At 47.2% G+C, this 26,791-nt stretch carries 25 protein-coding genes; 11 read left to right on the top strand and 14 right to left on the bottom strand.

Features of this window, described 5'->3' with window-relative positions:
- Window positions 1–216: 216 nt before the first annotated feature.
- The 8 genes from ilvA to ilvB form a co-directional block, all read right to left on the bottom strand.
- Window positions 217–1,173, bottom strand: a complete 957-nt coding sequence (gene ilvA, locus IEV18_RS03580) for a threonine ammonia-lyase (RefSeq protein WP_229733536.1) — start codon at window positions 1,171–1,173, stop codon at window positions 217–219.
- A 67-nt stretch (window positions 1,174–1,240) separates the two neighbouring features.
- On the bottom strand, window positions 1,241–1,828 hold the full coding sequence (gene leuD, locus IEV18_RS03575; protein WP_188391009.1) for a 3-isopropylmalate dehydratase small subunit: 588 nt from the start codon (window positions 1,826–1,828) through the stop codon (window positions 1,241–1,243).
- 10 nt (window positions 1,829–1,838) lie between these two features.
- Window positions 1,839–3,248 (bottom strand): 3-isopropylmalate dehydratase large subunit, encoded by a 1,410-nt coding sequence (gene leuC, locus IEV18_RS03570; RefSeq protein WP_188391008.1) that lies wholly within the window; start codon window positions 3,246–3,248, stop codon window positions 1,839–1,841.
- A 70-nt stretch (window positions 3,249–3,318) separates the two neighbouring features.
- Entirely contained in the window at window positions 3,319–4,425 is a 1,107-nt protein-coding gene (gene leuB / locus IEV18_RS03565) for a 3-isopropylmalate dehydrogenase (protein WP_188391007.1), read from the bottom strand.
- A gap of 55 nt (window positions 4,426–4,480) precedes the next feature.
- Complete coding sequence (locus tag IEV18_RS03560; protein WP_188391006.1) at window positions 4,481–6,025, bottom strand: 2-isopropylmalate synthase; 1,545 nt, start codon at window positions 6,023–6,025, stop codon at window positions 4,481–4,483.
- Window positions 6,012–7,040 (bottom strand): ketol-acid reductoisomerase, encoded by a 1,029-nt coding sequence (gene ilvC, locus IEV18_RS03555; RefSeq protein WP_188391005.1) that lies wholly within the window; start codon window positions 7,038–7,040, stop codon window positions 6,012–6,014. The genes IEV18_RS03560 and ilvC overlap by 14 nt, the downstream gene beginning before the upstream one ends.
- Before the next feature lie 26 nt (window positions 7,041–7,066).
- A complete protein-coding gene (ilvN, locus tag IEV18_RS03550; protein WP_188391004.1) occupies window positions 7,067–7,585 on the bottom strand; it encodes an acetolactate synthase small subunit in 519 nt (172 codons plus the stop codon).
- A complete protein-coding gene (ilvB, locus tag IEV18_RS03545; RefSeq protein ID WP_373281880.1) occupies window positions 7,582–9,300 on the bottom strand; it encodes an acetolactate synthase large subunit in 1,719 nt (572 codons plus the stop codon). The genes ilvN and ilvB overlap by 4 nt, the downstream gene beginning before the upstream one ends.
- Before the next feature lie 792 nt (window positions 9,301–10,092).
- Here ilvB and IEV18_RS03540 point away from each other — a divergent pair.
- Window positions 10,093–11,253 (top strand): pyridoxal-phosphate-dependent aminotransferase family protein, encoded by a 1,161-nt coding sequence (locus IEV18_RS03540; RefSeq protein ID WP_188391003.1) that lies wholly within the window; start codon window positions 10,093–10,095, stop codon window positions 11,251–11,253.
- Entirely contained in the window at window positions 11,250–12,836 is a 1,587-nt protein-coding gene (gene serA, locus IEV18_RS03535) for a phosphoglycerate dehydrogenase (RefSeq protein WP_188391002.1), read from the top strand. Before IEV18_RS03540 ends, serA begins: the two co-directional genes overlap by 4 nt.
- Before the next feature lie 658 nt (window positions 12,837–13,494).
- On the opposite strand, the gene IEV18_RS03530 is transcribed toward serA, so the two are convergent.
- On the bottom strand, window positions 13,495–14,349 hold the full coding sequence (locus IEV18_RS03530) for an MBL fold metallo-hydrolase (RefSeq protein ID WP_188391001.1): 855 nt from the start codon (window positions 14,347–14,349) through the stop codon (window positions 13,495–13,497).
- A gap of 92 nt (window positions 14,350–14,441) precedes the next feature.
- The gene (locus IEV18_RS03525; RefSeq protein WP_188391000.1) at window positions 14,442–15,215 is read right to left on the bottom strand and encodes an HAD family hydrolase; all 774 of its coding nucleotides are present in this window, start codon (window positions 15,213–15,215) and stop codon (window positions 14,442–14,444) included.
- Window positions 15,216–15,414: 199 nt separating this feature from the next.
- Here IEV18_RS03525 and IEV18_RS03520 point away from each other — a divergent pair, with 199 nt between their 5' ends.
- Complete coding sequence (locus IEV18_RS03520; protein WP_188390999.1) at window positions 15,415–16,506, top strand: branched-chain amino acid aminotransferase; 1,092 nt, start codon at window positions 15,415–15,417, stop codon at window positions 16,504–16,506.
- Between the two features lie 814 nt (window positions 16,507–17,320).
- Here IEV18_RS03520 and IEV18_RS03515 read toward each other — a convergent pair.
- Window positions 17,321–17,515, bottom strand: a complete 195-nt coding sequence (locus IEV18_RS03515; RefSeq protein WP_188390998.1) for an alpha/beta-type small acid-soluble spore protein — start codon at window positions 17,513–17,515, stop codon at window positions 17,321–17,323.
- Window positions 17,516–17,666: 151 nt separating this feature from the next.
- Between IEV18_RS03515 and IEV18_RS03510 the strand changes: the two genes are divergently transcribed.
- On the top strand, window positions 17,667–18,122 hold the full coding sequence (locus tag IEV18_RS03510; protein WP_188390997.1) for an SRPBCC family protein: 456 nt from the start codon (window positions 17,667–17,669) through the stop codon (window positions 18,120–18,122).
- Here the strand turns inward: IEV18_RS03510 and IEV18_RS03505 are convergent.
- Window positions 18,111–18,575 (bottom strand): GNAT family N-acetyltransferase, encoded by a 465-nt coding sequence (locus IEV18_RS03505; protein WP_188390996.1) that lies wholly within the window; start codon window positions 18,573–18,575, stop codon window positions 18,111–18,113. The two genes, IEV18_RS03510 and IEV18_RS03505, sit on opposite strands and share 12 nt — an antisense overlap.
- 91 nt (window positions 18,576–18,666) lie before the next feature.
- Between IEV18_RS03505 and IEV18_RS03500 the strand changes: the two genes are divergently transcribed.
- A complete protein-coding gene (locus IEV18_RS03500; protein WP_188390995.1) occupies window positions 18,667–19,524 on the top strand; it encodes a YitT family protein in 858 nt (285 codons plus the stop codon).
- A gap of 110 nt (window positions 19,525–19,634) precedes the next feature.
- Here the strand turns inward: IEV18_RS03500 and IEV18_RS03495 are convergent, their stop codons facing one another.
- Entirely contained in the window at window positions 19,635–20,591 is a 957-nt protein-coding gene (locus IEV18_RS03495; protein WP_188390994.1) for a dipeptidase, read from the bottom strand.
- 235 nt (window positions 20,592–20,826) lie between these two features.
- On the opposite strand from IEV18_RS03495, the gene IEV18_RS03490 reads away from it, so the two are divergent.
- The 6 genes from IEV18_RS03490 to IEV18_RS03465 all read left to right on the top strand — a co-directional run bounded on the left by IEV18_RS03490 (window position 20,827) and on the right by IEV18_RS03465 (window position 25,650).
- Window positions 20,827–22,257, top strand: coding sequence for an NAD-dependent succinate-semialdehyde dehydrogenase (locus IEV18_RS03490; protein WP_188390993.1), 1,431 nt, complete (start codon window positions 20,827–20,829; stop codon window positions 22,255–22,257).
- A gap of 342 nt (window positions 22,258–22,599) precedes the next feature.
- Window positions 22,600–23,520 carry a peptidase U32 family protein gene (locus IEV18_RS03485; RefSeq protein ID WP_188390992.1) on the top strand — a complete coding sequence of 307 codons (921 nt, stop codon included), beginning with the start codon at window positions 22,600–22,602 and terminating at the stop codon, window positions 23,518–23,520.
- Window positions 23,521–23,558: 38 nt separating this feature from the next.
- Complete coding sequence (locus IEV18_RS03480; protein WP_188390991.1) at window positions 23,559–24,791, top strand: peptidase U32 family protein; 1,233 nt, start codon at window positions 23,559–23,561, stop codon at window positions 24,789–24,791.
- A 168-nt stretch (window positions 24,792–24,959) separates the two neighbouring features.
- The gene (locus tag IEV18_RS03475; RefSeq protein ID WP_188390990.1) at window positions 24,960–25,187 is read left to right on the top strand and encodes a DUF1659 domain-containing protein; all 228 of its coding nucleotides are present in this window, start codon (window positions 24,960–24,962) and stop codon (window positions 25,185–25,187) included.
- A gap of 34 nt (window positions 25,188–25,221) precedes the next feature.
- The gene (locus IEV18_RS03470) at window positions 25,222–25,437 is read left to right on the top strand and encodes a DUF2922 domain-containing protein (protein WP_188390989.1); all 216 of its coding nucleotides are present in this window, start codon (window positions 25,222–25,224) and stop codon (window positions 25,435–25,437) included.
- Window positions 25,438–25,512: 75 nt separating this feature from the next.
- Window positions 25,513–25,650 (top strand): YvrJ family protein, encoded by a 138-nt coding sequence (locus IEV18_RS03465; RefSeq protein ID WP_188390988.1) that lies wholly within the window; start codon window positions 25,513–25,515, stop codon window positions 25,648–25,650.
- A 59-nt stretch (window positions 25,651–25,709) separates the two neighbouring features.
- Here the strand turns inward: IEV18_RS03465 and IEV18_RS03460 are convergent, their stop codons facing one another.
- Window positions 25,710–26,630: a DUF4349 domain-containing protein gene (locus tag IEV18_RS03460; RefSeq protein WP_188390987.1), complete on the bottom strand. Its 921-nt coding sequence runs from the start codon at window positions 26,628–26,630 to the stop codon at window positions 25,710–25,712.
- Between the last annotated feature and the right edge of the window lie 161 nt (window positions 26,631–26,791).

Below are 26,791 nucleotides of genomic sequence, written 5' to 3'. Positions count from 1 at the left end.
AGTACAAAATTTTATTTCTGTATTATAACATTAGTTCCATTTACACAGTTGTTTTTTCTTTATACATATAACGACATATTTCTACAGACCTAGCCTAAAAAATGATTTCTCTATTTTGCGGCTGTGCTTCAATATTCTGGCATTCTTGATTTCTTACTTCGATTCAAACACCAAAAAACCGCCTGAAATCGAATGATTTCAGACGGTTCTATTACTTTATACGACGAGGAGCTGTTCTTCCCTTGGCTCCGCTTTTTTTGCCATTTGTTCAATTTTTGCCATCAAGCTAATATCTAAGTTTCCGCCGCTGACGATAATGCCGCAATGGCGGGAATGAATTTTATCGTTATGGGCGAACAGTGCGGCTAGCGCTGCAGCACCTGCCCCTTCCATTAACGTTTTATTCCGCTCCAGCATGTAATAAATGGCAGCGGCAATCTCCTCGTCGGTGACGGTCACAATATCATCGACATATTTCCGAATAATCGGCAGCGTCTTTTCTCCCGGTTTTTTTACCGCAATCCCCTCGGCAATGGTAGAAACTGTATCGAGCTCTTTCACGATGTTCTTGTGATAGCTTTCGTAAATAGCTTTCGCTCCTTCTGCCTGGACGCCGATAATCTTCATATTGCGGTTCACGTGCTTTGCCGCCACCGCTACGCCGCTAATCAGGCCGCCGCCGCCAATCGGCACGATAATCGTATCGATCCGGTCTTCTTGACGGAGCATTTCCATGACCATCGTGCCTTGCCCCGTCATAATATCATAATCATCAAAGGGATGAATATACACTGCACCGCTTTCCTTCTGGTGAAGTAAAGATGCTTCGTATGCCTCCTGGAAACTTTCGCCTGTCAACACAACATCAGCGCCATAATTTTTTGTCGCGTTCACTTTGGCAAGTGGTGTTTTTTCTGCCATAAAAATCGTTGCCTTCACTCCCAATTTACGGGCTGCCAGCGCCACCCCCTGGGCATGATTTCCTGCGGATGCGGTAATCACCCCCTTCGCCAGCTGCTTCTTTTTAAGCTGCATTAATTTGTAGGTGGCGCCGCGGAACTTAAAGGCACCAGTTTTTTGCTGGTTTTCCATCTTAAAATAGACATGCTTTCCTACTAATTCATTCGTCGTTGCTGATGTTAATAACGGTGTCTGGTGAACGATCGGTGTCAATCTCTTCCAAGCTGTATGAACTAACTCACCTGTCAGGCAATCCCCAATTTTGTCACTCTCCCTTTCTTTAAACTTGCATCGTTTCTTCGTACTGTTTAATTTTATCTTCCAGCTGCAATGTCAGTGCAATATCATCCCAGCCGTGGATTAACTTTTCCTTATGGTAAGCAGGAATATCAAAGGCTACCGTATTTCCCTCACCATCGGTAATTTCCTGTTTTTCTAAATGGACGTGAAGTTCCAAGTCTCCTTCTTCTGCTTTTTCCATCCATTCGTTAACTTGGGCTTCCTCCATCTTTATCAATATGATGCCGTTTTTTAATGCATTATTATAGAAAATATCGGCAAAACTCGGGGCGATAATTACTTGAAAGCCGTAATCGAGCAATGCCCACGGTGCATGTTCCCGGGAGGAACCGCAGCCGAAGTTTTCCCCTGCAACAAGAATCGATGTTCCTTTATATTTCAGATCATTTAACGGAAAATCCGGTCTTTCCTTTCCGTCTTCGTCAAAGCGCCAGTTGTAAAAAAGGAACTGGCCGAAGCCGGTGCGCTCGATTCGTTTTAAAAACTGTTTCGGGATAATTTGGTCTGTATCCACGTTCGCCCGGTTTAACGGAAAAACTCTTCCTTTATGTTCCTTAATGGCTTTCATGTTCTCCCTCCTACTGCAAAACTCTGGCCTTATATTCTCTTACGTCGACGAAATGGCCTTCAATGGCAGCTGCGGCAGCCATTTCCGGACTGACGAGGTGGGTTCTTGCCCCGCTTCCTTGTCTTCCTTCAAAGTTCCGGTTCGATGTCGATGCACATCTTCCGCCTGGCGGCACGATATCATCGTTCATCCCGAGACACATGCTGCAGCCCGAATCCCGCCATTCAAAGCCGGCATCTTTAAATATTTGATCGATGCCCAGTTTTTCTGCTTCCATTTTCACCGTAAAGGAACCTGGTACGACGATTGCTTTAATGCCGTCCTTCACTTTTCTTCCTTTGACGATTTCCGCTGCTTTTTGCAAATCGCTTAACCGGGAATTCGTACAGGAACCGATGAACACATGGTCGACTTCAATGGATGTAATCGGCTGGTTTTCTTCCAGTCCCATATATTCCAGAGCTCTTCGCACTTCTTCCTTATTTTCCACCTCATCCAGGCTTGGAGTCGATCCGCTGACAGGGACGCACATTCCCGGGTTCGTGCCCCATGTAACTTGAGGTTCGACTTCATCCGCATGAATCGTTACCGTCTTATCGTAAACGGCACCTTCATCGGTGGCGAGGGCAAGCCATTCTTTCGCTTTCTTTTCAAATTCCTCACCTTTAGGCACGTATCTTCTGCCCCGCAAATATTCAATCGTTTTCTCGTCCGGACTGATTAATCCTGCCCGGGCGCCGCCTTCAATGGACATATTGCAAACCGTCATCCGGCCTTCCATATCGAGATTCCGGATGGCCTCTCCGGTATATTCCATCACGTAGCCCGTTCCGAATTTCACGCCAAATTTGGCAATGATCGCTAAGATTAAATCTTTCGCTGTTACCCCAGGGCCAAGTTCACCGACTACATGGACGTTTAACGTTTTCGGTTTTTCTTGCCAAAGGGTTTGGGTTGCAAGCACATGCTCCACTTCGCTCGTGCCGATTCCAAAAGCGAGAGCGCCAAATGCTCCATGGGTAGACGTATGGCTGTCGCCGCACACGATCGTTTTCCCTGGCTGGGTAAGACCGAGCTGCGGTCCGATAACGTGCACAATGCCCTGATCCGGATGAAACATATCCGCCAGTTCAATCCCAAAATCTTCACAGTTTTTCCGCAACGCCTCCATTTGTTTGACGGAAATCGGGTCCTTCACATTTTCCCGGTGAATGGTAGGCACATTATGGTCCATCGTCGCATAAGTTAAATCTGGACGCCGGACTTTTCGGTTGGCCAGCCGCAATCCTTCAAACGCTTGCGGAGAAGTAACTTCATGGATAAGATGCTGGTCTATATATATTAAATCCGGCTTTCCTTCTTCCCGATGGACGACGTGTTTTTCCCAAATTTTTTCGATAATTGTTTTCGGTTGACCCATGTACTTCCCTCCCATTCTCTCTTACCGCCTTCCCATCCATGACTTTCATGGATGGGAAGACTTCTGTCTGTTACGAATACATGCCGCAAATGCTGTCAGAAATGCTTTTGGCAGTTACATTTTCTATGATCCGTGCCGTCATTTCTGCTGTCCCAACAGGGGTTCCGCCTGGAATAAACAAGTCCGGTGTAAAGTACCCCTGTTCGAGACATTCATCCACCGCTCTTTCGATTTCCCGTGCTTCCTCTTCCAAACCGAAGGAATATCTTAACATCATTGCTGCGGACAAAATCATCCCGATCGGATTGGCGACCCCTTTTCCGGCAATATCCGGTGCGGATCCATGAACCGGTTCATACATGCCGACTCCGTCCCTGCGCAAGCTTGCCGACGGCAGCATCCCTAACGACCCGGTCAGAACGGATGCTTCATCGCTTAAAATATCGCCGAACAAGTTTTCCGTAACGATGACGTCAAAGCGAGAAGGCTCCGTGATCAGTTTCATCGCCGCGGCATCGACGAGCAGATGCTCCACTTCCACTTCCGGATATTGTGCCGCTTTTTCTTCAACGATTTCCCGCCACATCCGGCTCGACTCCAACACGTTTGCCTTATCAACGGAAGTGAGTTTTTTCCGCCGCTTCATCGCACTTTCAAAGCCAGTCTCGATGATTCGTTCCATCTCTTCACGGGTGTAGGACAACGTGTCAACGACCGTATTGCCGCTGTCCCTCCGCTCGCTCGGCCGGCCAAAGTACAGCCCTCCCGTCAGCTCGCGAACGATTAAAATATCGCTTTCTCCAAGAATTTCTTCTTTTAGAGGCGATGCTTGGAGCAGCGCTTTAAATCCTTTCACCGGCCGTAAATTGGCATACAAGCCAAGCTGTTTGCGGATGCCGAGCAGTCCTTTTTCCGGCCGGATATCCGGCGCTACATGATCCCATTTCGGACCGCCGACCGCCCCGAGCAAAATGGCATCCCCGTGCATGCAAGCGTCAATCGTTTCTTCCGGCAATGGTACACCGTATTGGTCGATGGCCGCTCCGCCGATTTCATGTTCGTGAAAAACAAACTGATGATCATATTCATCGGCAATGGCTCTCAGCACCGTTTTTGCCGCTTCCATCACTTCTCTGCCGACACCATCACCTGGAAGAACGATAATCTCCTTTTTCACGTTCCTCCCCCTTTCTTTATTTTTTATTCGTAAAACGTCTTCCTTCTGATTCCGTTTATTTCACCGCTTCCTTCACCAGCTGGGAATGCTGCTGGATGACGTACCGGTTGACCGCGTTTAAAAAGGCATTGGCGGATGCTTCCAACACGTCCTGTGCCGATCCCCGGCCGTGGAACACTTTATCGTTTACTTGCAGCTGGACGTGGGATTCGGCAAGGGCGTCCTTCCCTCCGCCGACGGAATTAATTTGGTAATCGAGCAGCGTTAATTCTTCATCGATCAGTTCATTAAGGGTTTTATACAAAGCTTCTACACTGCCCGAGCCGGTACAAGCCTGCTGCAGCGTTTCCCCGTCTGGTGTCGTCAAGACGACGGTAGCCGTCGGAATATTGTTCGTCCCGTACTGCACTTGGAACGATTCGAGCTGATATTTGCTCACCGCCGAAGCCTCCGTCTTAATATCCATGACAATCGTGTAAATATCGTCATCGGTCACTTCTTTCTTCCGGTCGGTCAGCTGCTTAAACCGGGTAAAGGCTTCCTGCAGCTGTTCCTTCGTAAGTTCCATGCCGAAGCTTTCTACTTTATCCCGGAAGGCATGGCGACCGGAATGTTTTCCGAGAAATAGGGTGTTGGAGCTGACCCCAACCAGTTCCGGGGTAATAATTTCATAAGTTTGAGCGTTCTTCAGCACCCCGTCCTGATGGATGCCTGATTCATGGGCATAAGCGTTTCGGCCGATAACCGCCTTGTTCGCCTGAACGTACATTCCTGTTAATTTCGATACTAAATCACTCGTCCGTTTAATTTCCCGCAAATTCAAGTTTGTACGGTGCAGATAAAAATCAGAACGGATGTGCAAGGCGACGGCCACTTCTTCCAAGGCAGCATTTCCGGCCCGTTCCCCGATGCCGTTAATCGTCCCTTCCACTTGGGTAACTCCGTTTTCCACCGCTGCCAGCGAGTTGGCCACCGCCATTCCTAAATCATCATGACAATGGCAGGAAAGGCTTACTTTATCAATATTTGGTACATGTTCCCGGATATAACGGAACATTTTCCCGTACTCTTCCGGTGTCGTATAGCCGACGGTATCCGGAAGGTTAATAACGGTAGCTCCCGCATCGATTACTTTTTCAATAATTTGGGCAAGGAATTTCCAGTCTGAGCGGGTCGCATCTTCTGCGGACCATTCGATTTGCGGAAACTTCTTTTTCGCATATTTCACCATTTCCACCGATTGTTCGATCACCTGCTCCGGCGTCATCCGCAGCTTATACGTCATATGAATGGGAGATGTTGCCAAAAACACGTGAATTCGCGGTTCGGCAGTATTTTTCAGCGCTTCCCAGGCGATATCGATATCGGATTTTACCGTACGGGCAAGCCCGGTTACGGAAGCGTCTTTTATCGTATCCGCAATCAGCTTTACCGCTTCAAAATCTCCTTGAGAGGAAGCGGGAAATCCCGCTTCCATCACGTCAACCCCAAGGCGTTCAAGCTGTTTTGCAATTTCCAGCTTTTCCATCTTATTCAGGTTCACACCAGGGGACTGTTCCCCGTCCCGAAGGGTTGTATCAAAAATTTTAATTTCCGACACCGACATCACTCTCCTTCTCTTGAACCGATTGCTGAATGAACGGCATTAGCGCACGCAGCTCTTTTCCGACCTTTGTAATCGGATGGGCATTTTCTCTCGCGTTAATGGCATTAAACTGCGGACGGCCTGCCTGGTTTTCCAAAATCCATTCCTTCGCAAATTTTCCGGATTGCACATCTGCTAAAATTTCCTTCATCCGTGCCTTCGTTTCTTCGTTGATTACCCGCGGTCCGGACACGAAATCTCCCCATTGGGCCGTATCGGAGATGGAATAGCGCATGTTTTCCAGTCCGCCTTCATAGAGCAGGTCGACGATCAGCTTCATTTCGTGCAAACATTCGAAATAGGCAACTTCCGGCTGGTATCCTGCTTCCGTCAGCGTTTCAAAGCCGGCTTTAATGAGGCTCGTAAGCCCGCCGCAAAGGACCGCCTGCTCCCCAAACAGATCCGTTTCCGTTTCTTCCCGGAACGTCGTCTCTAAAATCCCCGCCCGGGCGGCACCGATTCCGGCGGCATAGCTAAGGGCAATTTCCTTCGCTTTTCCGGAAACATCCTGATAGACCGCATACAGTGCAGGAACTCCAGCCCCTTCTTCATACGTTTGCCGCACCAGATGCCCCGGCCCCTTTGGCGCTACTAGAAAGACGTCCACGTTGTTCGGCGGCACCACTTGGGAGTAATGGATGTTAAACCCGTGGGCAAAAGCGATAGCACTGCCTGGCTGCAAATTCGGCTTAATGCTTTCTTCATACACTTTTTTCTGCAGTTCGTCCGGCAGCAGAAGCATCGTCACATCTGCTTCTTTTACCGCATCGGCAACGGAATAAACTTGGAAGCCATCTTCCTCCGCTCTTCTCTGAGATTTCCCTGGCCGCAAGCCGACAACAACGTCAAAGCCGCTGTCCCGAAGGTTCAGTGCATGGGCATGGCCTTGAGAACCGTAACCGATAATCGCAATCTTCTTTCCTTGTAACACTTCTTTCTGGATATCTTTTTCATATAAAACTTTTGTCATAGCAATCTCCCTTTCCATATGATTTTTTATATTAATAGCGTATTTGCTTCGTGGATTACTTTCGGCTGCTGTCCCCGCAAGAAGGCGGTGACTCCCGTCCGGCTCAGTTCTTTAATGCCGTATGGTCTTAGCAGCTCAATCAGGGCATCGATTTTTTCCGGCTTCCCGGTTACTTGGACGATGACTGAATCTTTGCTGACGTCGATGATGCTCGCCCGGAACGGAGTAATAATCCCTTGAATTTCCGGCTGCGTCTGAACGTTGCTCCCCACTTTAATCAGGGCCAGTTCCCTTGCCACCATCGCCTTATCGGTAATGTCGGAAACTTTCAGCACGTCGATTTGCTTGTTGAGCTGTTTCGTCAGCTGTTCCAGTTTTCGGTCGTCGCTGACGTCAACGACGAAGGTCATTTTCGATACCCCTTCCGTTTCCGACGGGCCGACGGTAATCGATTCGATATTAAATTGCCGCTTCGACAGCATGCCGGTAATCCGGTTCAGCACGCCGCTCCGGTTTTGCACCGTTGCTGTTATAATCCGTCTCATTTTGTCACCCCAATCATTTCGTGATTTCCCTTTCCTGGAGCAACCATCGGATAGACACACTCCAGTTTTTCCACCCGGCAGTCGATCAGGGCCGGTCCGTCACTGTACAGCACTTCTTCCAGGAGAGCCGGAACATCTTCTTCCTTTGTCACCCGGTATCCTTTAATGCCGTATCCTTCCGCGATTTTGACGAAGTCCGGATTTTGCAGAATCGATTCGGAATACCGCTCTTCGTAAAATTTCTCCTGCCATTGCCGGACCATGCCTAACGCTTCGTTATTGACGATGATGATTTTCACCGGCAAATTCCGTTCTTTTACGACGGATAATTCTTGGATCGTCATTTGGAAACCGCCGTCTCCGACGATGGCAACGACCATTTCATCCGGCTTCGCCAGCTGGGCGCCGATCGCTGCCGGGAAACCAAATCCCATCGTGCCGAGTCCTCCGGAAGTGACCCATTTGTCCGGCTTATCAAAGGTGTAAAATTGGGCCGCCCACATTTGGTGCTGTCCGACATCCGTCGTTACGATTGCTTCCCCTTTGGATATGCGATACACCTGTTCAATGAGCCACTGGGGTGAAATCGATTCTTTGGACCGTTCATACCAGAGCGGATATTTCGCTTTTTTCTTCTGCAAATGATCCAGCCAATCCTGATGGTCCTTCTTTTTCACCTCTTCTTTCATAAGGGCGTTCAGCGCTTCTTTGGCATCGGCAACGACCGGAATTTGCGTCGTAATATTTTTTCCGATTTCCGCCGGGTCGATATCGATATGGGCGACTTTCGCCTTCGGGGCAAAATGCTGCACTGCTCCGGTGAGGCGGTCATCAAACCGGGCGCCGATATTGATGAGCAGGTCGCATTCATAAATCGCCATGTTGGCAGTGTACGTTCCGTGCATTCCTGCCATCCCTAAAAACAGGGGATCCGATCCGGGAAAACTGCCTAGGCCGAGCAGCGTCGTCACGACGGGCAGCTGATATTTTTTGACAAACTTCCGGAGCTCTTCGCTTGCTTCCGCAAACAGCACGCCTGCTCCTGCGAGGAGAACGGGCCGCTCTGCTGTGCTTAACGCTTCCTGCAGCCGGCGAATTTGCAGCGGATTCGGTTTCGTTGTCGGCTGGTACCCCGGCAAACGGACCGTTGTATCGTACGTTCCGGAAGCAAATTCTTCAGACACGTTTTTCGGTATATCAATCACAACCGGACCTTTTCGTCCCGTTGTGGCAATATGGAACGCTTCTTTAATGACCCGCGGCAGCTCTTTTAATGACGTAACTTGATAATTATATTTCGTAATCGGTGTGGTCAGGCCAATGACATCCGCTTCCTGAAAGGCGTCGGTTCCAATGACCCGCGTTGCGACTTGACCGGTAAAAATGACCATCGGCAAGGAATCCATCATCGCATCGGTAATGCCGGTAATTAAGTTCGTCGCTCCTGGTCCTGATGTAGCAATGACAACTCCCGGCTTTCCGGTAACCCGTGCATAGCCTTCCGCTGCATGGATCAGCCCTTGTTCATGGCGGCAAAGCACGTGGTCAAAAGGTGCATTGCTGCGGTATAGTGCGTCGTATATCGGGAGCACCGCTCCGCCCGGATAGCCAAAAATCGTGTCTACTCCTTGCTCGACGAGGGATTCGACAAAGATATCCGCTCCCCTCTTTAATCCTTTTTCTGTTTCCTCCATCGGCCTAGCCTCAACTTTCACTTTTGTACGAACCTCCTTCAATTAAATCGCTATATTTCCATTTCATGTTTCGTTAGGGAAAATAGGAAAAAGGCCCTTCTTTCCCCAAAATCTGCACGATGGCAGAGTAATGCATGGGGAGAAAAGAGCCTTCTTTTCACGGTACCACCCAGTTTCGCAGCACCCTCGCGGCATGCTGCCTCACGGACTGCAAAATCGCAGTCCCCTTTTGGTAACAGGTGTTATTACACCTGGCTAAACCTAATAGGAACCCGGTCCGTTCAGCTTAGCACTCAGGGAGGAGAAGAAAACACGGTGTACTTCTAGGCTCTCAGCAACCCTAGATCTCTGTGAGTACGAATTCTCGTGTTTCTGTTCCCGTCATCGATTTCCGCTTATTTTTTGATTTACCGTAATAATGATTTAACAAATTGAAGTTAATATTTGAAAAAATGAATGCATCGTTTTTTATTTTCCCCCAATATTTTTAACTGTGAATTATGGGAGATTTCTGATATTGCCGATAATAATATAACGTTTTGCCAAGAAGGTCAATAGGTTTTTGTAAACTTTTTTAATTTTTTGCCAAGTGCAATATATTGTATACGTTTACATAACGGTCAGCATTGACTTTCCATCATTTGTAAATTTTTTGTTACAAAAATGAATGTAACCGCTTTACAGAAAAAATTTGCAAATTTTTACCTTTTGGTGATGCAAAAAGTCATTGACACCTCCGATATTACTGCTATATTTAACAACAAATGCACGAAAATTTGTAAATAAGTTTACATCGGAAAGGGGAAATCACCATTGTTACCTGACCAGCAAATACTTAGAATTCCGGGACCGACCCCGATTCCGCCGAGGGTGCAGCGGGCAATGTCCCAGCCGATGATCGGCCATCGCGGGGATGAAGCAAAGGAACTGCTAGAGGATATCACACCAAAATTAAAGCCGGTTTTTGGCACGGAAGAGGAAGTGCTCGTTCTTGCAGGAAGCGGCACCGCCGGACTGGAGACGGCTGTCGTCAATACGGTGAAGCCGGGCGATGAAGTTCTTGTCATTGTTACCGGAGCATTCGGCGATCGGTTTGCCAAAATTTGCGATGCATATGAAATTCGCTATCACCGGCTTGACGTCCCTTGGGGTGAAGCAGTCCATTCGGAAAAGGTGGCCCATCTGCTGCAGCAGCATCCGGGCATTTCCGCTGTCTTTTGTACATATTGCGAAACGTCCACCGGGGTGCTGAACCCGGTTGCAGATATCGCGAAAGCAGTGCGGCAATATTCCAATGCCCTTGTTATTGTTGACGGGGTATCCGCTGTCGGCGGCGCAGAAACAAAGATGGACGAATGGGGTGTCGATGTTGTCGTAACCGGTTCGCAAAAAGCGCTCATGCTGCCGGCGGGATTGACCTTTATTGCTGCAAGCAAGCGGGCATGGAAGGCGATGGAAGAAAATAACCGCTCCCGCTTTTATTTCGATCTAAGAAAATATCGAGATAACTTGGAGAAAAACTCCACTCCTTTTACCCCGGCCGTCTCCCTTTTATACGGACTGCAGGAAGTGCTTAAGCTGCTGGAGGAAGAAGGATTGGAGGAAGTGTATCGGCGGCATCAGCTTATGATGAAAATGACGCGGGCCGCTTTCCAGGCGCTCGACATTCCTTTGTTTACCGCTGATTCGGATGCATCGCCTACGGTTACGGCAGTAAAACCGGCTGATTTTGACCCGGAAATGCTGCGGAAAGCAGTGAAGGAAGACTTTGGCCTGACCCTTGCCGGCGGGCAGCAGCATTTGAAAGGACAAATTTTCCGCATCGGCCACATGGGCTATTGCTCCCCGGCCGACGTGCTGCAGACAATCAGCCTGCTGGAAATCGGCTTAACGAAAATCGGGAAATCGATTGAGCTAGGAAAAGGAGTACAGGCAGCCCAGGAAATTTACGTCAACCAGGAGGGACAGAAATGACTTTTCACGTTTTAATCACGGACCCGTTAAGTGAAGAGGGAATTCAGCCTTTACGGGAGGCAAAAAATATTCATGTTGTCGTTGATACCGAACTGACTCCGGAACAACTGGAGGAAAAAATTGTCGGGTTCGATGCGCTGCTCGTCCGGAGCCAGACGCAAGTGACCCGCTCCCTGATCAGCAAAGCAAAAAATTTAAAAATTATCGGCCGGGCCGGCGTCGGGGTGGACAATATTGACTTGGAAGCAGCCACCGAGCACGGGATTATCGTCGTCAATGCTCCGAATGGCAATACGAACTCGGCGGCCGAACATACGATGGCGATGATCATGGCCCTTTCCCGGAACATTCCCCAAGCTTATTTGGCGTTAAAAAACCATGAATGGAACCGGAAAAAATATGTCGGTGTGGAGCTAAAAGATAAAACCCTCGGTGTGATCGGTCTCGGAAGAATCGGCAGTGAGGTAGCATACCGGGCGAAGGGACAGCGGATGAACGTCATTGCCTATGACCCGTTTTTAACGAAGGAAAAGGCGGAAAAAATGGGAATCGGCTGCGGCACGTTTGAAGAAGTAATCCAGCAGGCAGATTTTATTACGGTGCATACGCCGCTGATGAAAGAAACACGGCATTTAATTAATGCAGACGCCTTTGCGAAAATGAAGGACGGCGTCTATATCGTCAACTGCGCCCGGGGAGGCATTATCGATGAGGATGCCTTGTACGATGCGATTGTCTCCGGCAAAGTGGCAGGCGCTGCCCTTGACGTGTTTGAGGAGGAACCGTTCCACGAACATCGGCTGCTGGAATTGCCGCAAGTCGTGGCAACCCCTCATTTGGGAGCAAGCACAGTGGAAGCCCAGGAAATTGTCGCCATTGATGTGAGCCGGGATGTCATCCGGTATTTAAACGGGGAACCGGTAAAAAATCCGGTCAACTTGCCGTCGCTGCCGAAAGACGTGTTAGCAACGATTGAACCATACTTCCATTTGGCAGAAAAATTAGGCGCCTTTCTGATTGATTTGGTGAAGGAAGTGGCAGAAGAAATCCATATTTACTATTCCGGGGAATTGTATGATGTGGAGGTTAGCCCTCTCACCCGCAACACGGTAAAAGGAATTTTAAAACGCCATCTCGGAAGCCATGTCAATGACGTAAACGCCTTATATCTTGCGGAGCGCCGGGATATTACGGTGCGAGAAAGCAAAACTTCGTCCAATAAAGGTTTTACGAATTTAATTACGGTGGAAATCAAAACAAAATCCCAAACGCGAAGAGTATCGGGGACGCTGCTGAACGGCCTCGGTCCGCGGATAGTGAAAGTGGATGACTATAGTGTGGACGTCACCCCTAAAGGGCATATGGTATTTATCCAGCATATTGATATGCCTGGGGTGATCGGACGGATGGGAAGCATTTTGGCAAAACACGATATAAACATTGCAACGATGCAGGTGGATCGTTCCGATGTCGGCGGAAGCGCCATGATGATGCTGACAATTGACCGGCATTTGGACGATGCTGCTTTAGAGGAATTAAAGAAACTGCAGGAAATCAACGACGTTGTAGCGATAGATTTGTAGAATAGCGGCGGTTTGAAGCTGCACCGCTGCGCACAACAGCCATAAGAAGTTCCAATTTCTCTTGTCGAGGAATTGGAACTTTTTTTGATGTAACCGGTGTGCTCCTTATTTTTGCCCAGCTTTTCTCTATGATTATTCAGCGGATTGCCTTGATTCTAACGGTATCCTCTTTTTATTCAGCGATATTCTGAAAAATTCAGCTTTTCTCTTGTTTTTTCTAACGGTTTTTCGCCGTTTTCAGCGGTTCGGGCGGATTCTAACGCTCCCAGACGAATATTCAGCGCTTCTACAAGTTTTTCAGCGTTTTCCTGCATTTTTCTTACGGTTCACCAAATTATTCAGCGATTCGCTTTGATTCTAACGGTTTGCCCCATCGATTCAGCGTTGTTCTGAAAAATTCAGCTTTTCTCTTGTTTTTTCTAACGGTTTTTCACCGTTTTCAGCGGTGCGGGAGGATTCTAACGCTCCCAGCCGAATATTCAGCGCTTCTGCAAGTTTTTCAGCGGTTACCTGTTTTTTTCTTACAGTTCGCCAAATTATTCAGCGATTCGCTTTGATTCTAACGGTTTGCCCCATCGACTCAGCGCATATCAAAAATTTTCAGCTTTCCAGCATCTAATTCTAATCATCCCTCAAATATTTCAGCGGTCCCCGATCATCAATGCAAATTTTTATCTACATACTTGCCGTAATCTGGCTTTGCAATGCGGTCAAAGTCCCGGACTAACTGTTCCAGGCTTTGAGATAGGTTTTCGCCAGACATTGGCAGGCCATGGCCGGTTACCGCTATTTTCGGCTTCAGCGCTTCCAATTTCATTACCGATTCCTTTGCGCTTTGCCAGTCTGTCGTCAAATATCTTGGGGGCCCGCTTATTTCCTGCTCCTTGGTCATCACCTTATACAAATATTCCTGTTTCACAGTGACAAAGGCGTCCCCGGCAATTAAAGCCCTGTCCTCTTCCCGGAAAAATGCGACATGTCCCGGCGTATGCCCCGGTGTATGAATCCAGCGAAAGCCAGGCATGTATCGAACCGTGCCATCTTTCGGCAGGATTTCCAGTGCACTTCCGATGTCAATCGGTTCATTCGGGAACAGGGGCGACATTTTTGCCACCATCCCCCCTTCCACCGTCGGGTCCGGCTCCGGATAACTTTCCTGCCCTGTCAAATATGGAAATTCCAGTTCATGGGCGAAAACGGGAACATTCCAATGTTTCACCAGCTCAATGACTGCACCAACGTGGTCAAAGTGGCCGTGGGTTAACACAATGGCTTTTGGCCGGCTGTTTTCACCGAAACGTTCCTCCACCGCAGCGATAATTTTTTCAGCAGAACCTGGCATGCCCGCATCGACTAACACAAAATTGTCTTTATCCCGGCCAACGAGAACAATATTGACAATTTGCACAGTATAGCAATACAAGTCTGGCAAAACTTCCGTGCCGACCCCGCTCCCGACGGAAGTGGCAGGGATGAATTTATAATCCGACCCATAATGCAGTTCTTTATCCATGCGTCCACCTCCCATAAAGATAGTTTGCCTCCAGCACAAGGAATTATAATTGGTGACGCCGAAAAGAAAAAACGGTTCACCATTGTGAACCGTTACAGCAGCTCGAGCAAATGTTCCAGCTTCGTAATTTCATACGTCGGACGAATATCCGGGTTCGCCTTTTTCCCTTTCCGGTTTAGCCAGGCAGAAGGTATTCCCGTCCGATTGGCTCCAAGGATGTCCGTATTTAAATTGTCCCCGACCATCATCGCCTCTTCCGCTTTCACAGAAGCCAACTTTAATGCATGTTCAAAAATGACCGGATCCGGTTTTCCCCGGCCGACATCACCGGAAATGATAATTTCATCGAACAACGGAGCCAGTTCCGGTGTTAATGTCAGTTTCGTCTTTTGCAAATCTGGAGAGCCGTTCGTAATTAGAATGAGCTTAAACTTCCCTTTTAACTTTTGCAAAACAGGCAAACTATCCTCATAGAGAAGAGGGTGCTTTTTTCGCATGGCGGGAAAGGTTTCGCCGAGCTCCTCTCCGAATTCAGGGTCATTCACGCCCATTGCTTTCAATCCTTCTGTCCATGCTTTTTTCCGGTATTCGGGAGCGATTTCCTTTAGCTGCTGAAACCCTTTCCCTTCGTCACGGAATTCTCCCCATAGCCCTTCAAAGGGATTAATGCCGATCATTTGCGTAAACGGATATACGTCATAACTTTCGTATAATTCCCTTGCTGCTTTTCTTGTATTTTCCTCCAGCACTTTCGGGTCGAGTTCATATTTTCGTTTTGCCAATTCGCACGTATCTTCGAAGGCTAACTGTATGCTGCGTTCATCCCAGAGCAGCGTGTCGTCCAAGTCAAAAAAAATCGCCTTCACCGGTTCCACCCTTTCCAACGCTTTATACTGCCATTGTATACCAGACAGGGAGATTGACCAAGGGGAATGATGGACAATCGCCGTTCATAAGTGAAAAAGTTGTAATAAGAATATACTATCTTTTTGAAAATTGGTATTGCTTAAAAGATAAATATAATTTATCATATATAAAAACTTTTAATCTAAGGGGATAATACAAATGGAAGAACAGTCAATTCGTGTGGAGCTCAGTCAATCGAAAAAAGAAAAGCCAAAAGCAGTTGAACTCGTATTCGGCCGCATTTTTACGGACCACATGTTTGTCATGGACTACACGGAGGGAATCGGCTGGCATAACGCGAGCATTGTCCCGTATCAGCCGATTACATTGGATCCGGCGGCAATGATTTTCCATTATGGACAGTCGGTATTTGAAGGGTTAAAGGCATTCCGGACAAAATCCGGGTCGGTTCAGCTGTTTCGCCCGGAAAAAAATATGGAGCGCATGAACAGATCAAATGAACGGCTCGTCATTCCTCCGATTGATGAAGCATTCCTCGTGAAGGCGATCAAAAAATTGGTGGAAATCGACCAGGAATGGGTGCCTGATGCAGAAGGAACGTCCCTCTACATCCGGCCGTTTATCATCTCAACAGAACCTTTTTTAGGCGTGGCACCAGCCCATCAATATAAATTTATCGTAATTATGTCACCGGTAGGCTCCTACTACAAAGAAGGCATCAATCCGGTTAAAATTGCCGTAGAAAATAAATACGTCCGGGCAGTCAAAGGCGGCACCGGGGAAGCAAAAACGGGCGGAAACTATGCTGCCAGCTTGAAGGCGCAAGAAATCGTGGAAAAAGAAGGCTATTCCCAAGTGCTTTGGCTGGATGGCGTAGAACGGAAATACATTGAAGAAGTCGGCAGCATGAACGTCTTTTTCAAGGTAAACGGCGAAATCATTACCCCTGCGCTTAACGGCAGCATTCTTCCAGGGATCACACGGGATTCGGTTATCCACTTGCTCAAACATTGGGGCCTGCCTGTAACGGAGCGGCGCATTTCTATGGAAGAAATGTACGATGCGTATGAAAAAGGAGAACTGGAGGAAGCCTTTGGCAGCGGAACGGCTGCAGTAATTTCTCCGATCGGCGAACTTTACTGGGAAGGAAAACATATCGTCATCAACGAGTGCAAAACCGGGGAACTGTCGAAAAAAGTGTATGATACAATCACCGGAATCCAATACGGAAAAATCGAAGACCCATTTAACTGGACGGTCAAAGTTTGTGAAACTTCCAAGGTGAAATAAAAGGATGGCTAGAGCCGTCCTTTTATTTTTTCGGGGATTGTGCGGGCTTCCGCATATGGCGACGTGCAAACGCTAATATATTGGAAGATGCTTAAAAGACGATATATCAGTGAGCTAAGCCGATATAAAGCTTAAAGCCGATAAATTTATTTCTGCGCTCGATATATTTGGAGTTAGGACGAAATTTTTGGGAAATCGCCGATATCCATGCCCGAAACGCCGAAATTTTTGGGAAAACGCCGATATCTAAGCCCGAAACGCCGAAATTTTTGGGAAATCGCCGATATTTTTAAATCAGCGCTCGATAAATCGAAAGAAAAGCCGATTTATTGCAAAGTTCGCCGATATACTTGCGCAGTAAGCCGATTTATCGCAAAAATTCGCCGATATACTTGCGCTGAAAGCCGATTTATCGCAAAAATTCGCCGATAACTTGCGCTGAAAGCCGATTTATTGCAAAAGTTCGCCGATATACTTGCGCCGAAAGCCGATTTATCGCAAAGTTCGCAGATAACTTGCGCTGAAAGCCGATTTATTGCAAAGTTTGCCGATATACTTGCGCAGTAAGCCGATTTATTGCAAAGTTCGCAGATATACTTGCGTAAAAAGCCGATTTATCGCTAAAGTTTGCCGATATACTTGCGTAAAAAGCTGATTTATCGCAAAAATTCGCCGATAACTTGCACCGAAAGCCGATTTATTGCAAAGTTCGCCGATAACTTGCGCAGTAAGCTGATATTCTTATCATCCTTTGATCCCCCGAATACCCCGCCAAAAAAAGCTGTGACATTACGCCACAGCTTCAAGCCTTACGTTACTGATTTTTATTTTTCATGTTTTCTTCGGCGATTCGGATCATTCGTTTAACCATCTCGCCGCCCACCGATCCGTTCTCCCGGGCAGTCGTGTCTGCGCCCAGTTCCACATTGAATTCCCTTGCGATTTCCTCTTTCATGTTATTCAATGCTTGTTCGGCACCAGGCACTACCAGTTTATTACGATTTGCCAACGTGAATCACTCCTCGGCGGTATTGAACAGAAATTGCTTCTGTTCCCTATTAATTTTTGCTTTAGAAATTAAATTATACGAAACCTTGGTCTAATTCTTTTTGCCCTGCCATATAATAAGCGTGCATGCATTGATTAAAGGAGGTATTTTTTTGGCATCAGGCATTCATCATGTCGAAATGGATCTGCCAATTTCTGTTATCTGGAATTTTGTAAAAGATTTTGATCATTGGGCGCCGCTCCTGCCTGGATACGTAGAACATTGGAAGCTCGATTCGCAAAAGTCCATATGGAAGCTGCAAGGGGAAATAGGGAAAGTGCGGAAACAAATTTCTGTGCAAGTTGAATTAACGGAAGTGCAGGCGCCCACATTCATTGCTTTTTCCTTATCCGTAATCGATTATCCTTGTTCTGGTCAAGGCTATTTTACCGCCGCCCCGATTACAGACAGGAAAACGAAAATTACCGGCTCATTGGAAATATCGGCGAAAGGCATGATGGGGCCAATGATGAACTCGGTATTGAAAGCAAAAGTGCCAAAGCTGGGGAGGGAGTTTACCGAACGGGTCGCAAAGGAAATTGCTCAACGGCAGCCGCTATTCGTCTGAACTTATTTTCTTCTCAAAACATATTAGGCGTATCCCTTCCGCCGTATCTTGCTCTTTTATTTGAACAAAGCCGTTTTTTTCGTAAAAACGGATGGCTGGCTTGTTATTTGCAGCTGTTGCGACGGTCATTTTCGTCATACGAGATTCATTCTTTTGCACAAAATCGAATAGCTTCTGTGCGATACCTTGGCGAAAATCACTCGGGCTGACGAAAAGACGATGCAGATCCAGTACGCCGCCTTTAACTTTGCAGGAAATGACACCACGTAATTTTCCGTTACGATAAAAGCCATAAAAGGTTTCGCCGCAGGTCTGCAGGGAACGTACCGTATCCGTAAGCGGCGGCAGGCGGTCATCGCCGATAAGTGCTGCTTCCTGCCGGTATGCTGGGATTTGCAGCTTTAGCACGTCTTTTGCATGCTTTTCCTTCGTCACATCCATTTTTTTAATCAAATTCATCCGCCCCTTATGTTTATCATTTACTTCTCCAACTCAACAGTGATACAGTATACATGCACCATCGTTTGCTGAAGGGAAGTTTGCAATGAAAGAGAACAAAACGTTTTTGCATCTGTGCTATATTTTGACCGGCGCAACGATTGTCGGCTTTGCCTATAATATCTTTTTCCTGCCATCCCGAATTGCTGCAGGAGGCATTTCCGGAGTCAGCACGATTCTTTTTGAACTGTATGCTACAAGTCCTGCCTTCGTTCAATTTATTATTAACGTGCCGATTTTTATCATCGGCTGGCTGGCCCTTGGCAAAGATTTCAGCTGGAAAACCCTCGTCGGAACCTTTTGGGTCCCATTTGTGATTTTTTTAACAGAAGATATTCCCTTTACCGTTACGAATCCATTTTTAGCCTCCTTGTACGGCGGGATTCTTCTTGGCGTCGGCCTCGGCATCGTTTATAAAGGGAACGGTTCCACAGGAGGAACGGCGGCGATTGCGCAAATCGTGAAAAAGTTTACCGGCATTTCCAGCGGATATTCCCAATTTATCGTGGACGGCATCGTCGTCATTGCCAGTGTCATCGTCTTTAATCTGGAATTAACCCTCTTTGCCCTGCTTGCGATTTACATATCCGGAAAAGCCATCGATTTCGTCCAGCTGCGGACGTCGAGCACAAAGCTAATCTTAATTATTACGGATAACGAGGAAAAAATTCAAGGAATCATCCACAACGAACTGGACCGGGGATTAACGAAAGTGCGGTCCATCGGCGGGTATACGAACGAGGATAAGACGATGATTCTCTGTGTGACGGACAGCCGGGAAGCAATCCATCTGAAGAAAAGACTGCAGGAAGAAGTGCCGGCGACCTTCGTCATTTTTATTAATGCTTCTGAAATTATGGGCCGGGGCTTTTCCTTGGAAAAATATTACGGCCAAAACTTATAGACTAAAGGGAAATGGAGAATCCGTCCATTTCCCTTTTTTATATGATGGAAACGATACACACCTGTATTGATGTTCCCCTTCGTTTTGCAGCTTCGTGCGGAAACGGCGCCCTATCTAATATGCGGCCGGCAGTCCATAAAGTTTTGATAACAAAATCCTTTCACTGTTTCTTCCGGATAATATTTTAACAATTCGTTGATAAGGTTTTCGTATTGTCCCGCATGTTCCAGCCGACGGACACGGCTGCTGATGCCGTCAAAGTCCGAGCCAAAGCCGATATGTTTTTCCCCGCCGAGGGAGCAAATATGGTCAATATGGCGGAGGAGATCCGCAATTTCCGCCGTCTCCTTTCCTTCGTTAATAAAAGGCGGGTAAAAGACGACGTGAATCGTTCCATTCTTTTCAATAAGCGCTCGGATTTGGTCGTCGTACAAATTGCGGGGATGATCGCACACTGTCCTCGCATTGGAGTGGCTGGCGAAAGGATAATCGGCAAGCTCGATGACATCCCAAAAACCTCTCACCGATAAATGGGAAACATCGGTCAGCACTTGATGGCGGTTATTTTCTTTCACAACTTCTTTTCCCCAAACCGTTAAGCCGGCGCCGCGAGGTTCTTCGGCCCCATCGGCACAAAGATTCGCATGGTTCCACGTCAGCCCGAAAGACAAGACACCGAGCCGGAATAGATGCCGTAATTTGACGATGTCATTTCCGATCGGGTCTGCCCCCTCCAGCGTAATAACCGCACCGATTTCCTCTTCCTGTAAGGTTTCCAAATCCTTCCAGGAGCGAATATGTACGATGTTCGGATTTTTCCCGATGACTTCCCGGTAAAAAAGATCAACCTGCTCAAGGGCGTGCTGCCATTTTTCATTTTCCGGCACTTCCGGCGGGATAAAGATGGCGTAAAATTGCACTTTTACGTCCCCTTGCTGGAGTCGGCGGACGTTCGTGTCCAATTCCTCTGCGTTCTGATAATCCAACGACGGCTTTTTATCATATTGGCTGCGGACATTCCATTGCAGCTTAAACAATGCATCACAATGGGTATCAATAATGTTCATGACGATTCCCCCTTTTTTTCTAGTGTATCATACAATATTCCGTGCTAAAGGAGAAAATTTTAGCGCATTCCCTTGCTTACCCAGAAAGCGGACAAGTTTTATTCAATATATTTAGAAAATAAACAATTGACTTGACACTCGAATTTGCCAGGAATATAATTTTTGTAAATGTTGTTTGTCGACAATACAAAAAGAAAACCCTTTCCGAGCAGGAAGGAGAAAATGAGGTGGAGAAATGAGAGAGTATTTGTTGCACATTAACGGCGAGTGGGTTGGCGAAAACTTGGAAAAAATGGAAGTCGTAAACCCGGCAAACGGGGAAGTGGTCGGAACGGTTCCGCGGGGCGGTGAAGCAGAAACAGAGGCAGCTATTGAGGCAGCCTATTCCGCTTTTCAATCCTGGTCCAAACTGACTGCTTACGAACGGTCTGCTTACTTGAAAAAACTGTACGAGCTGATGCTGGAAAACCAAGAAGAATTGGCGGAAATCATGACGCTGGAAATGGGCAAACCGATTAAAGAATCCCGCGGGGAAGTCGTCTACGCCGCAACATTCATCGAATGGTATGCGGAAGAAGCAAAACGGATATACGGGGAAACGATTCCGACCCATATGAACAATAAACGGATGCAAGTGTGGAAGAAACCAATCGGCGTCGTTGCTGCCATTACCCCATGGAACTTCCCGGCAGCGATGCTTACCCGGAAAATGGGACCGGCTCTTGCTGCTGGCTGTACGGTCATTATGAAACCATCCAGTGAAAGTCCGCTGACAGCGATGAAACTGATGGAACTGTGCGAGCAAGCCGGCTTTCCGAAAGGTACGGTAAACATCGTTACCGGCTCTTCCAGCAAAATTACAAACGCTTTAATGAACAACGACAAAGTACGGAAAATTACCTTTACCGGTTCTACCGAAGTTGGAAAGCTATTAATCGAACAAAGCGCCAAACAAGTGAAAAAACTTTCGCTGGAACTTGGCGGACACGCTCCTGTCCTCGTCTTTGATGATGCGGATGTAGACAAGGCGGTTCAGGGGGCACTTGCATCGAAGTTCCGCAATACGGGCCAAACTTGTATTTGTGCCAACCGGATTTACGTTCAGTCTGGCATTTATGACGAATTCGTAGAAAAATACGCAAAAGCGGTAGAAAACTTGAAAGTCGGAGACGGATTGGATGATTCCGTCGATGTCGGTCCATTAATTAATGAGGCAGGCTTGGAAAAAGTGCTCCACCATATTGAAGATGCGGTGAAACAAGGAGCAACGGTTGTTGCCGGAGGAGAACGAATCGAGAAAAGCGGCGGATATTTCTGTCAGCCGACGGTCATCCGGGACGTAAAAGAATCGATGCTCATTATGAAAGAAGAAACATTCGGTCCGGTCGCTCCAATTCAAAAAATTGAAACGGAGGAAGAAGCAATCCGTCTGGCGAACAGCACCGAGTATGGGCTGGCAGCCTACGTGTTCACAGAAAATGTCGCCCGGGGAATCCGCGTCATCGAACAGCTCGATTTCGGGGTCATCGGCTGGAATGAAGGATTGCCATCGGCTGCACAAGCACCGTTTGGCGGCATGAAAGAAAGCGGAATCGGCCGGGAAGGCGGACACCAAGGAATTGACGCCTTCTTAGAAAGCCAGTACGTTGCCATCGGAATGGAATAAAAGAAATCAAACCCAAGAGTTGATCCGCTCTTGGGTTTTTTACATGTTTATGAACCGAACAATTTGGATGACATTCGTAAAAAAATATTTTATAACATATTACAAAGACCTGGCTTTCGCTGGTGAAGGGAGCGATTGATTTTGGTTCGCCTTGCCGTTCTTCTTCCGCAAGAAAAGTGGCGGCTATAAGCCCTCCTCCCCGGCAACATGCATAAGGCACTTCTCGAACTTCCTATTTTTCCTGTAAATATGATAAATTTGTCACTAAATATTTTTTCAGATTATAGTAAAATTGATAGATGTGGAATGTAAACTGACATATATTGGAGGAGTTTTTAAAAAATGGTAGAGATTATTGCAACGGCAGAATCCGTCGAACAGGCCAAATCTTTAATCGCTGCAGGCGTCGATATCCTCTATATCGGGGAAAAGCGGTTTGGCCTTCGACTTCCAGCTTCATTTTCCTACGAAGAAATAAAAGAAATCACTGATTTTGCCCATAAAGAACAAAAGCAAGTGCGAATTGCCGTCAATGCGATTATGCACAATGAACATTTGCAAGATGTTGTACCTTATTTACAATTTTTGCTGGAAATTGGTGTCGATGCCGTCGTCGTCGGGGATCCCGGCGTCGTGCATTTAATGAAGAAAAACGATATTGCGATTCCCTTCGTGTATGACGCCCAGACGCTCGTAACGAATTCAACGCAAATTAATTTTTGGGCAAAACGGGGAGCAACGGCGGCGGTTTTGGCCCGGGAATTGACGAAACCGGAGCTGGAAGAGATTGCCGAGAAGTCAAACGTACCCGTTGAAATATTAGTGTATGGGGCAACGTGCATCCATCAGTCGAAACGGCCGCTAGTTAAAAACTATTTTGGCTTCGTCGGCGCGGAAGAAGATACCGGAAAAGACCGGGGGCTGTTCATTTCCGAGCCGAAAAATAAAGATACCCATTATTCCATTTATGAAGACGAGCACGGAACCCATATTTTTGCGACGAACGATGTGAATTTGATGACCGTGCTCGGAGAACTGAAGGAAATGGGGATTGCCCAATGGAAATTGGACGGGATTTTTGTGAAAGGAGAAACCTTTGTCAAGATTGCCGAACTGTTCGTAAAAGCGAAGGAAGCGGTGACGGAAAACCGATGGACCGATGCATTGCGGGATGAATTGCAGGAACAGCTCGTTCAGCTTCACCCGCAGGAAAGAGGTTTGGACAAAGGGTTTTACGTAAAAAATCCGACAGACATTCAGTAATAAAAACATCAGGAAAGGAAAAGGTGAGGTAGGAAGCGATGAGAACGATTACGAAGAAACCGGAAGTGTTAGCACCAGCTGGTACGCTGGAAAAATTAAAAGTTGCCATTCATTATGGCGCCGATGCGGTGTATATCGGCGGAAATGCATACGGACTGAGAAGCCGGGCTGGAAACTTTACCTTTGATGAAATGCGGGAAGGAGTCCGTTTTGCCAATGAGCGCGGCGCCAAAGTATATGTTGCTGCAAATATGGTCGCCCATGAAGGGGATACGAAAGGAGCCGGGGACTATTTCCGGACGTTGCGGGATATCGGCATCCACGCCGTCATCGTATCCGACCCGGCATTAATCGAAATATGCGCCACGGAAGCGCCTGGATTGCCAATCCATCTCTCAACCCAAGCCTCGGCAACGAACTATGAAACATTGAACTTCTGGAAAGAAGAGGGCTTGGAACGGGTCGTTTTAGCCCGCGAAGTAAGCATGGAAGAAATCCGGGAAATGAAACGGAATACCGATATTGAAATTGAAACGTTTATCCACGGTGCGATGTGTATTTCCTATTCGGGACGGTGCGTGCTTTCCAACCATATGTCCCATCGCGATGCTAACCGCGGTGGCTGTTCCCAATCGTGCCGCTGGAAATATGACCTGTTTGAGATGGATCTTCCTGGAAACCGCAAATCGCTGTTAGGCGGAGACCCGGAGGAAGACTTTTCCATGAGCGCGGTCGATATGTCGATGATTCGCCATATTCCTGATTTAGTGGAAGCTGGCGTCGACAGCTTGAAAATTGAAGGACGAATGAAGTCCATTCACTACGTTTCGACGGTCGCAAGTGTTTACCGGCAAGCGATTGATGCGTACTGTGCCGACCCGGACAACTACGAGTTTAATCAGGCTTGGGAAGATGAGTTGTGGAAAGTGGCCCAGCGGGAATTGGCTACCGGATTTTATTACGGCATTCCGGATGAGAATCAGCAGCTGTTTGGCAAAAAGCGGAAAATTCCTGCGTATACGTTTATCGGACAAGTCCTCGATTACGATCCGGAAACGGAAATTGCAACGATCGAACAGCGCAACAACTTCGGGGTTGGCGATGAAATCGAATTTTACGGCCCGGACTATACCCACCTGAATCAGACAATCGAAGAAATGTGGGACGAAGAAGGAAATCCGATTGACCGGGCACCGCATCCGCTGATGATCGTCAAAATGCGCGTAAAGCATCCGGTGAAGCGGATGGATATGATGCGGAAACGGAAATAATCAAAACAAGACAGCACTCCATGTTCAAGATTTGGAAATGGGGTGCTGTTTTTTGCTGGACATCAGCTCTGTAGGAAGTCAAGCGTATCCGCCGCTGAGGAAAATTCCCTATTCCCCCTCCACCCAGTTTTTCGGTGCGATTATACGGGTGAAAAGGAGGTGACAAAGATGGCCGTACAATATTTAACAAATACGTCTTTGCAGCTTGTCTTCCAAGCCGGGACAGATATGGATACAGGGAAACCAATTTTAAAATACAAAAGTTTTAATAACGTCAAAACGGATGCGACGGCAGACAAGCTGTTTGCCGCAGCGACGGCCATTGCGGATTTGCAGGAACATCCGCTTTATAACATCGTCCGCCGTGACCAGTCGGAAATTCGTGACGGCGAATAAACTGGCGCATATTTTTTAGAAAGGAGGGAAAAGGATGAAACGGCTGGAGCTGAAATTTTTGAATGAAGACGGAAAGACGGTCACCTTTTCCATCGATCAGCCAAAGGAACCGGTGGACCCTGCCGCTGTCAGCACGGCAATGGATGAAATTATTGCACAAAATGTTTTTACTTCCGGCGGCGGTGACCTGGTGGAAAAACATAGTGCGCGGGTTGTAGAAAATATCGTTGAAGAAATTGAATTACCGTAATAGCAGAAGCATCCAGTGAACGTCTTTCACTGGATGCTTTTGTACCTTTACGACAATTTTAAGGAGGGATGACGCTTGGAAACATGGATATCTGTTATCACTGAGGTCGGCTTCCCCATTGCGGTTACCTTCTATTTGCTCCACCGCATTGAGGCAAAGCTGAATCAGCTGATCGAATCCATCCACGCCTTGCCCGCCAAAATGAAGGAATAAATTTAAATATCGCCTGGATTCTTCCCACGGGTGCCATGGACATTGGCACCCGTGGCATTTTATGAATCCTTCTTCCTCTGTTTTCTGATGATGTAGTAAATGATAAGTCCTATCAGTGCCATGATGGCGATAATCGGAAATCCGCCAACGACGTAAACAACCAAGCCGGAAAAGAAGGACATAAGGAAATTAAGGCTCTTCTTAAATTGTTCCGCCGTTCTTTCCCATGTGTTCAAATCTTCTTCCCCAGTCAGGGATACATTTCTTTCTTCAATATGAATCGTTACCGTTGCTAAATCCGACTTGTTTTCTAAATATTTCATCCGGCCGACAATCTGGTCGATTTCTTCCTGCACCTTCGCTAAATCATTGGATATTTTTAATAAATCCTCCGTCTTCTCCGCTTCTTCCATAAAGGCTAATAATCTTTCTTCTACAACTCTTTTCGACTTCAGGCGGGACTCCAAATCAACATATTCTTCGGTTACGTCTTCACCGGATATGTTGCTGTCCAGCACTTTAAAGCTCCCTTCTTCCATAAATTGAAGAAAGGATGGAAAATGTTCCTGCGGGATTCTTAGCGTGATGTAGCCAGTCCGTCTGTCATCCCCGCGGCCGTGCATCGTTGATTCTACAACATACCCGCCTTTGGAAGCCGCCTGGGATTCAATTTCGTTTACGGCCTCATCATAGTTTTTTACTTCAATTGATAGATTCGCATGATAAATAATGACCCGGTCCTTTTGGGCAGGAATTTCCTCTGCTCCCTGGTCGGCGCTATCTCCATCCCCGCTCTCAGCATTTTCCACAGCCATATCTGCATCTGCCATGTCTGCGGCCCGCTCCTCCACCGTAAATTGCGGCTCCGCCGTATAGGATTCTGTCTGGATGGAACCGGAAGAATCTCCGCCGCTATTGCTGCAGGCAGCAAGAAGGATGGCTGCAATACTTGCCCAGAGGACAAAAATTAATTTTTTCATATTGACCCCCTTACCGTTTACCAAAAAATCTGGCAAAACAAGATTTAACCTGAATTATTCATACTTCCAATGAAGATTTAATTTGATACCAAATCCAATGATTTTTTGTTATCTAAACAAGTAAGAGCTGTTAATTTCGATAAATATGATAAATGATAAAG

The sequence above is a fragment of the Compostibacillus humi genome, from assembly GCF_014637175.1.
Taxonomy (GTDB): domain Bacteria; phylum Bacillota; class Bacilli; order Bacillales; family Amphibacillaceae; genus Oceanobacillus; species Oceanobacillus humi.
The sequence above is the reverse complement of the archived record's forward strand: the minus strand, read 5'-3'. Positions and strand labels throughout refer to the sequence as shown.

Coding starts and splice junctions, on each gene's coding strand:
- leuD (WP_188391009.1), bottom strand. CDS start 1,828: ATGAAAGCCATTAAGGAACATAAAGGAAGAGTTTTTCCGTTAAACCGG.
- leuC (WP_188391008.1), bottom strand. CDS start 3,248: ATGGGTCAACCGAAAACAATTATCGAAAAAATTTGGGAAAAACACGTC.
- ilvC (WP_188391005.1), bottom strand. CDS start 7,040: ATGACAAAAGTTTTATATGAAAAAGATATCCAGAAAGAAGTGTTACAA.
- ilvN (WP_188391004.1), bottom strand. CDS start 7,585: ATGAGACGGATTATAACAGCAACGGTGCAAAACCGGAGCGGCGTGCTG.
- serA (WP_188391002.1), top strand. CDS start 11,250: ATGACTTTTCACGTTTTAATCACGGACCCGTTAAGTGAAGAGGGAATT.
- IEV18_RS03530 (WP_188391001.1), bottom strand. CDS start 14,349: ATGGATAAAGAACTGCATTATGGGTCGGATTATAAATTCATCCCTGCC.
- IEV18_RS03520 (WP_188390999.1), top strand. CDS start 15,415: ATGGAAGAACAGTCAATTCGTGTGGAGCTCAGTCAATCGAAAAAAGAA.
- IEV18_RS03500 (WP_188390995.1), top strand. CDS start 18,667: ATGAAAGAGAACAAAACGTTTTTGCATCTGTGCTATATTTTGACCGGC.
- IEV18_RS03495 (WP_188390994.1), bottom strand. CDS start 20,591: ATGAACATTATTGATACCCATTGTGATGCATTGTTTAAGCTGCAATGG.
- IEV18_RS03490 (WP_188390993.1), top strand. CDS start 20,827: ATGAGAGAGTATTTGTTGCACATTAACGGCGAGTGGGTTGGCGAAAAC.
- IEV18_RS03485 (WP_188390992.1), top strand. CDS start 22,600: ATGGTAGAGATTATTGCAACGGCAGAATCCGTCGAACAGGCCAAATCT.
- IEV18_RS03480 (WP_188390991.1), top strand. CDS start 23,559: ATGAGAACGATTACGAAGAAACCGGAAGTGTTAGCACCAGCTGGTACG.
- IEV18_RS03475 (WP_188390990.1), top strand. CDS start 24,960: ATGGCCGTACAATATTTAACAAATACGTCTTTGCAGCTTGTCTTCCAA.
- IEV18_RS03470 (WP_188390989.1), top strand. CDS start 25,222: ATGAAACGGCTGGAGCTGAAATTTTTGAATGAAGACGGAAAGACGGTC.
- IEV18_RS03460 (WP_188390987.1), bottom strand. CDS start 26,630: ATGAAAAAATTAATTTTTGTCCTCTGGGCAAGTATTGCAGCCATCCTT.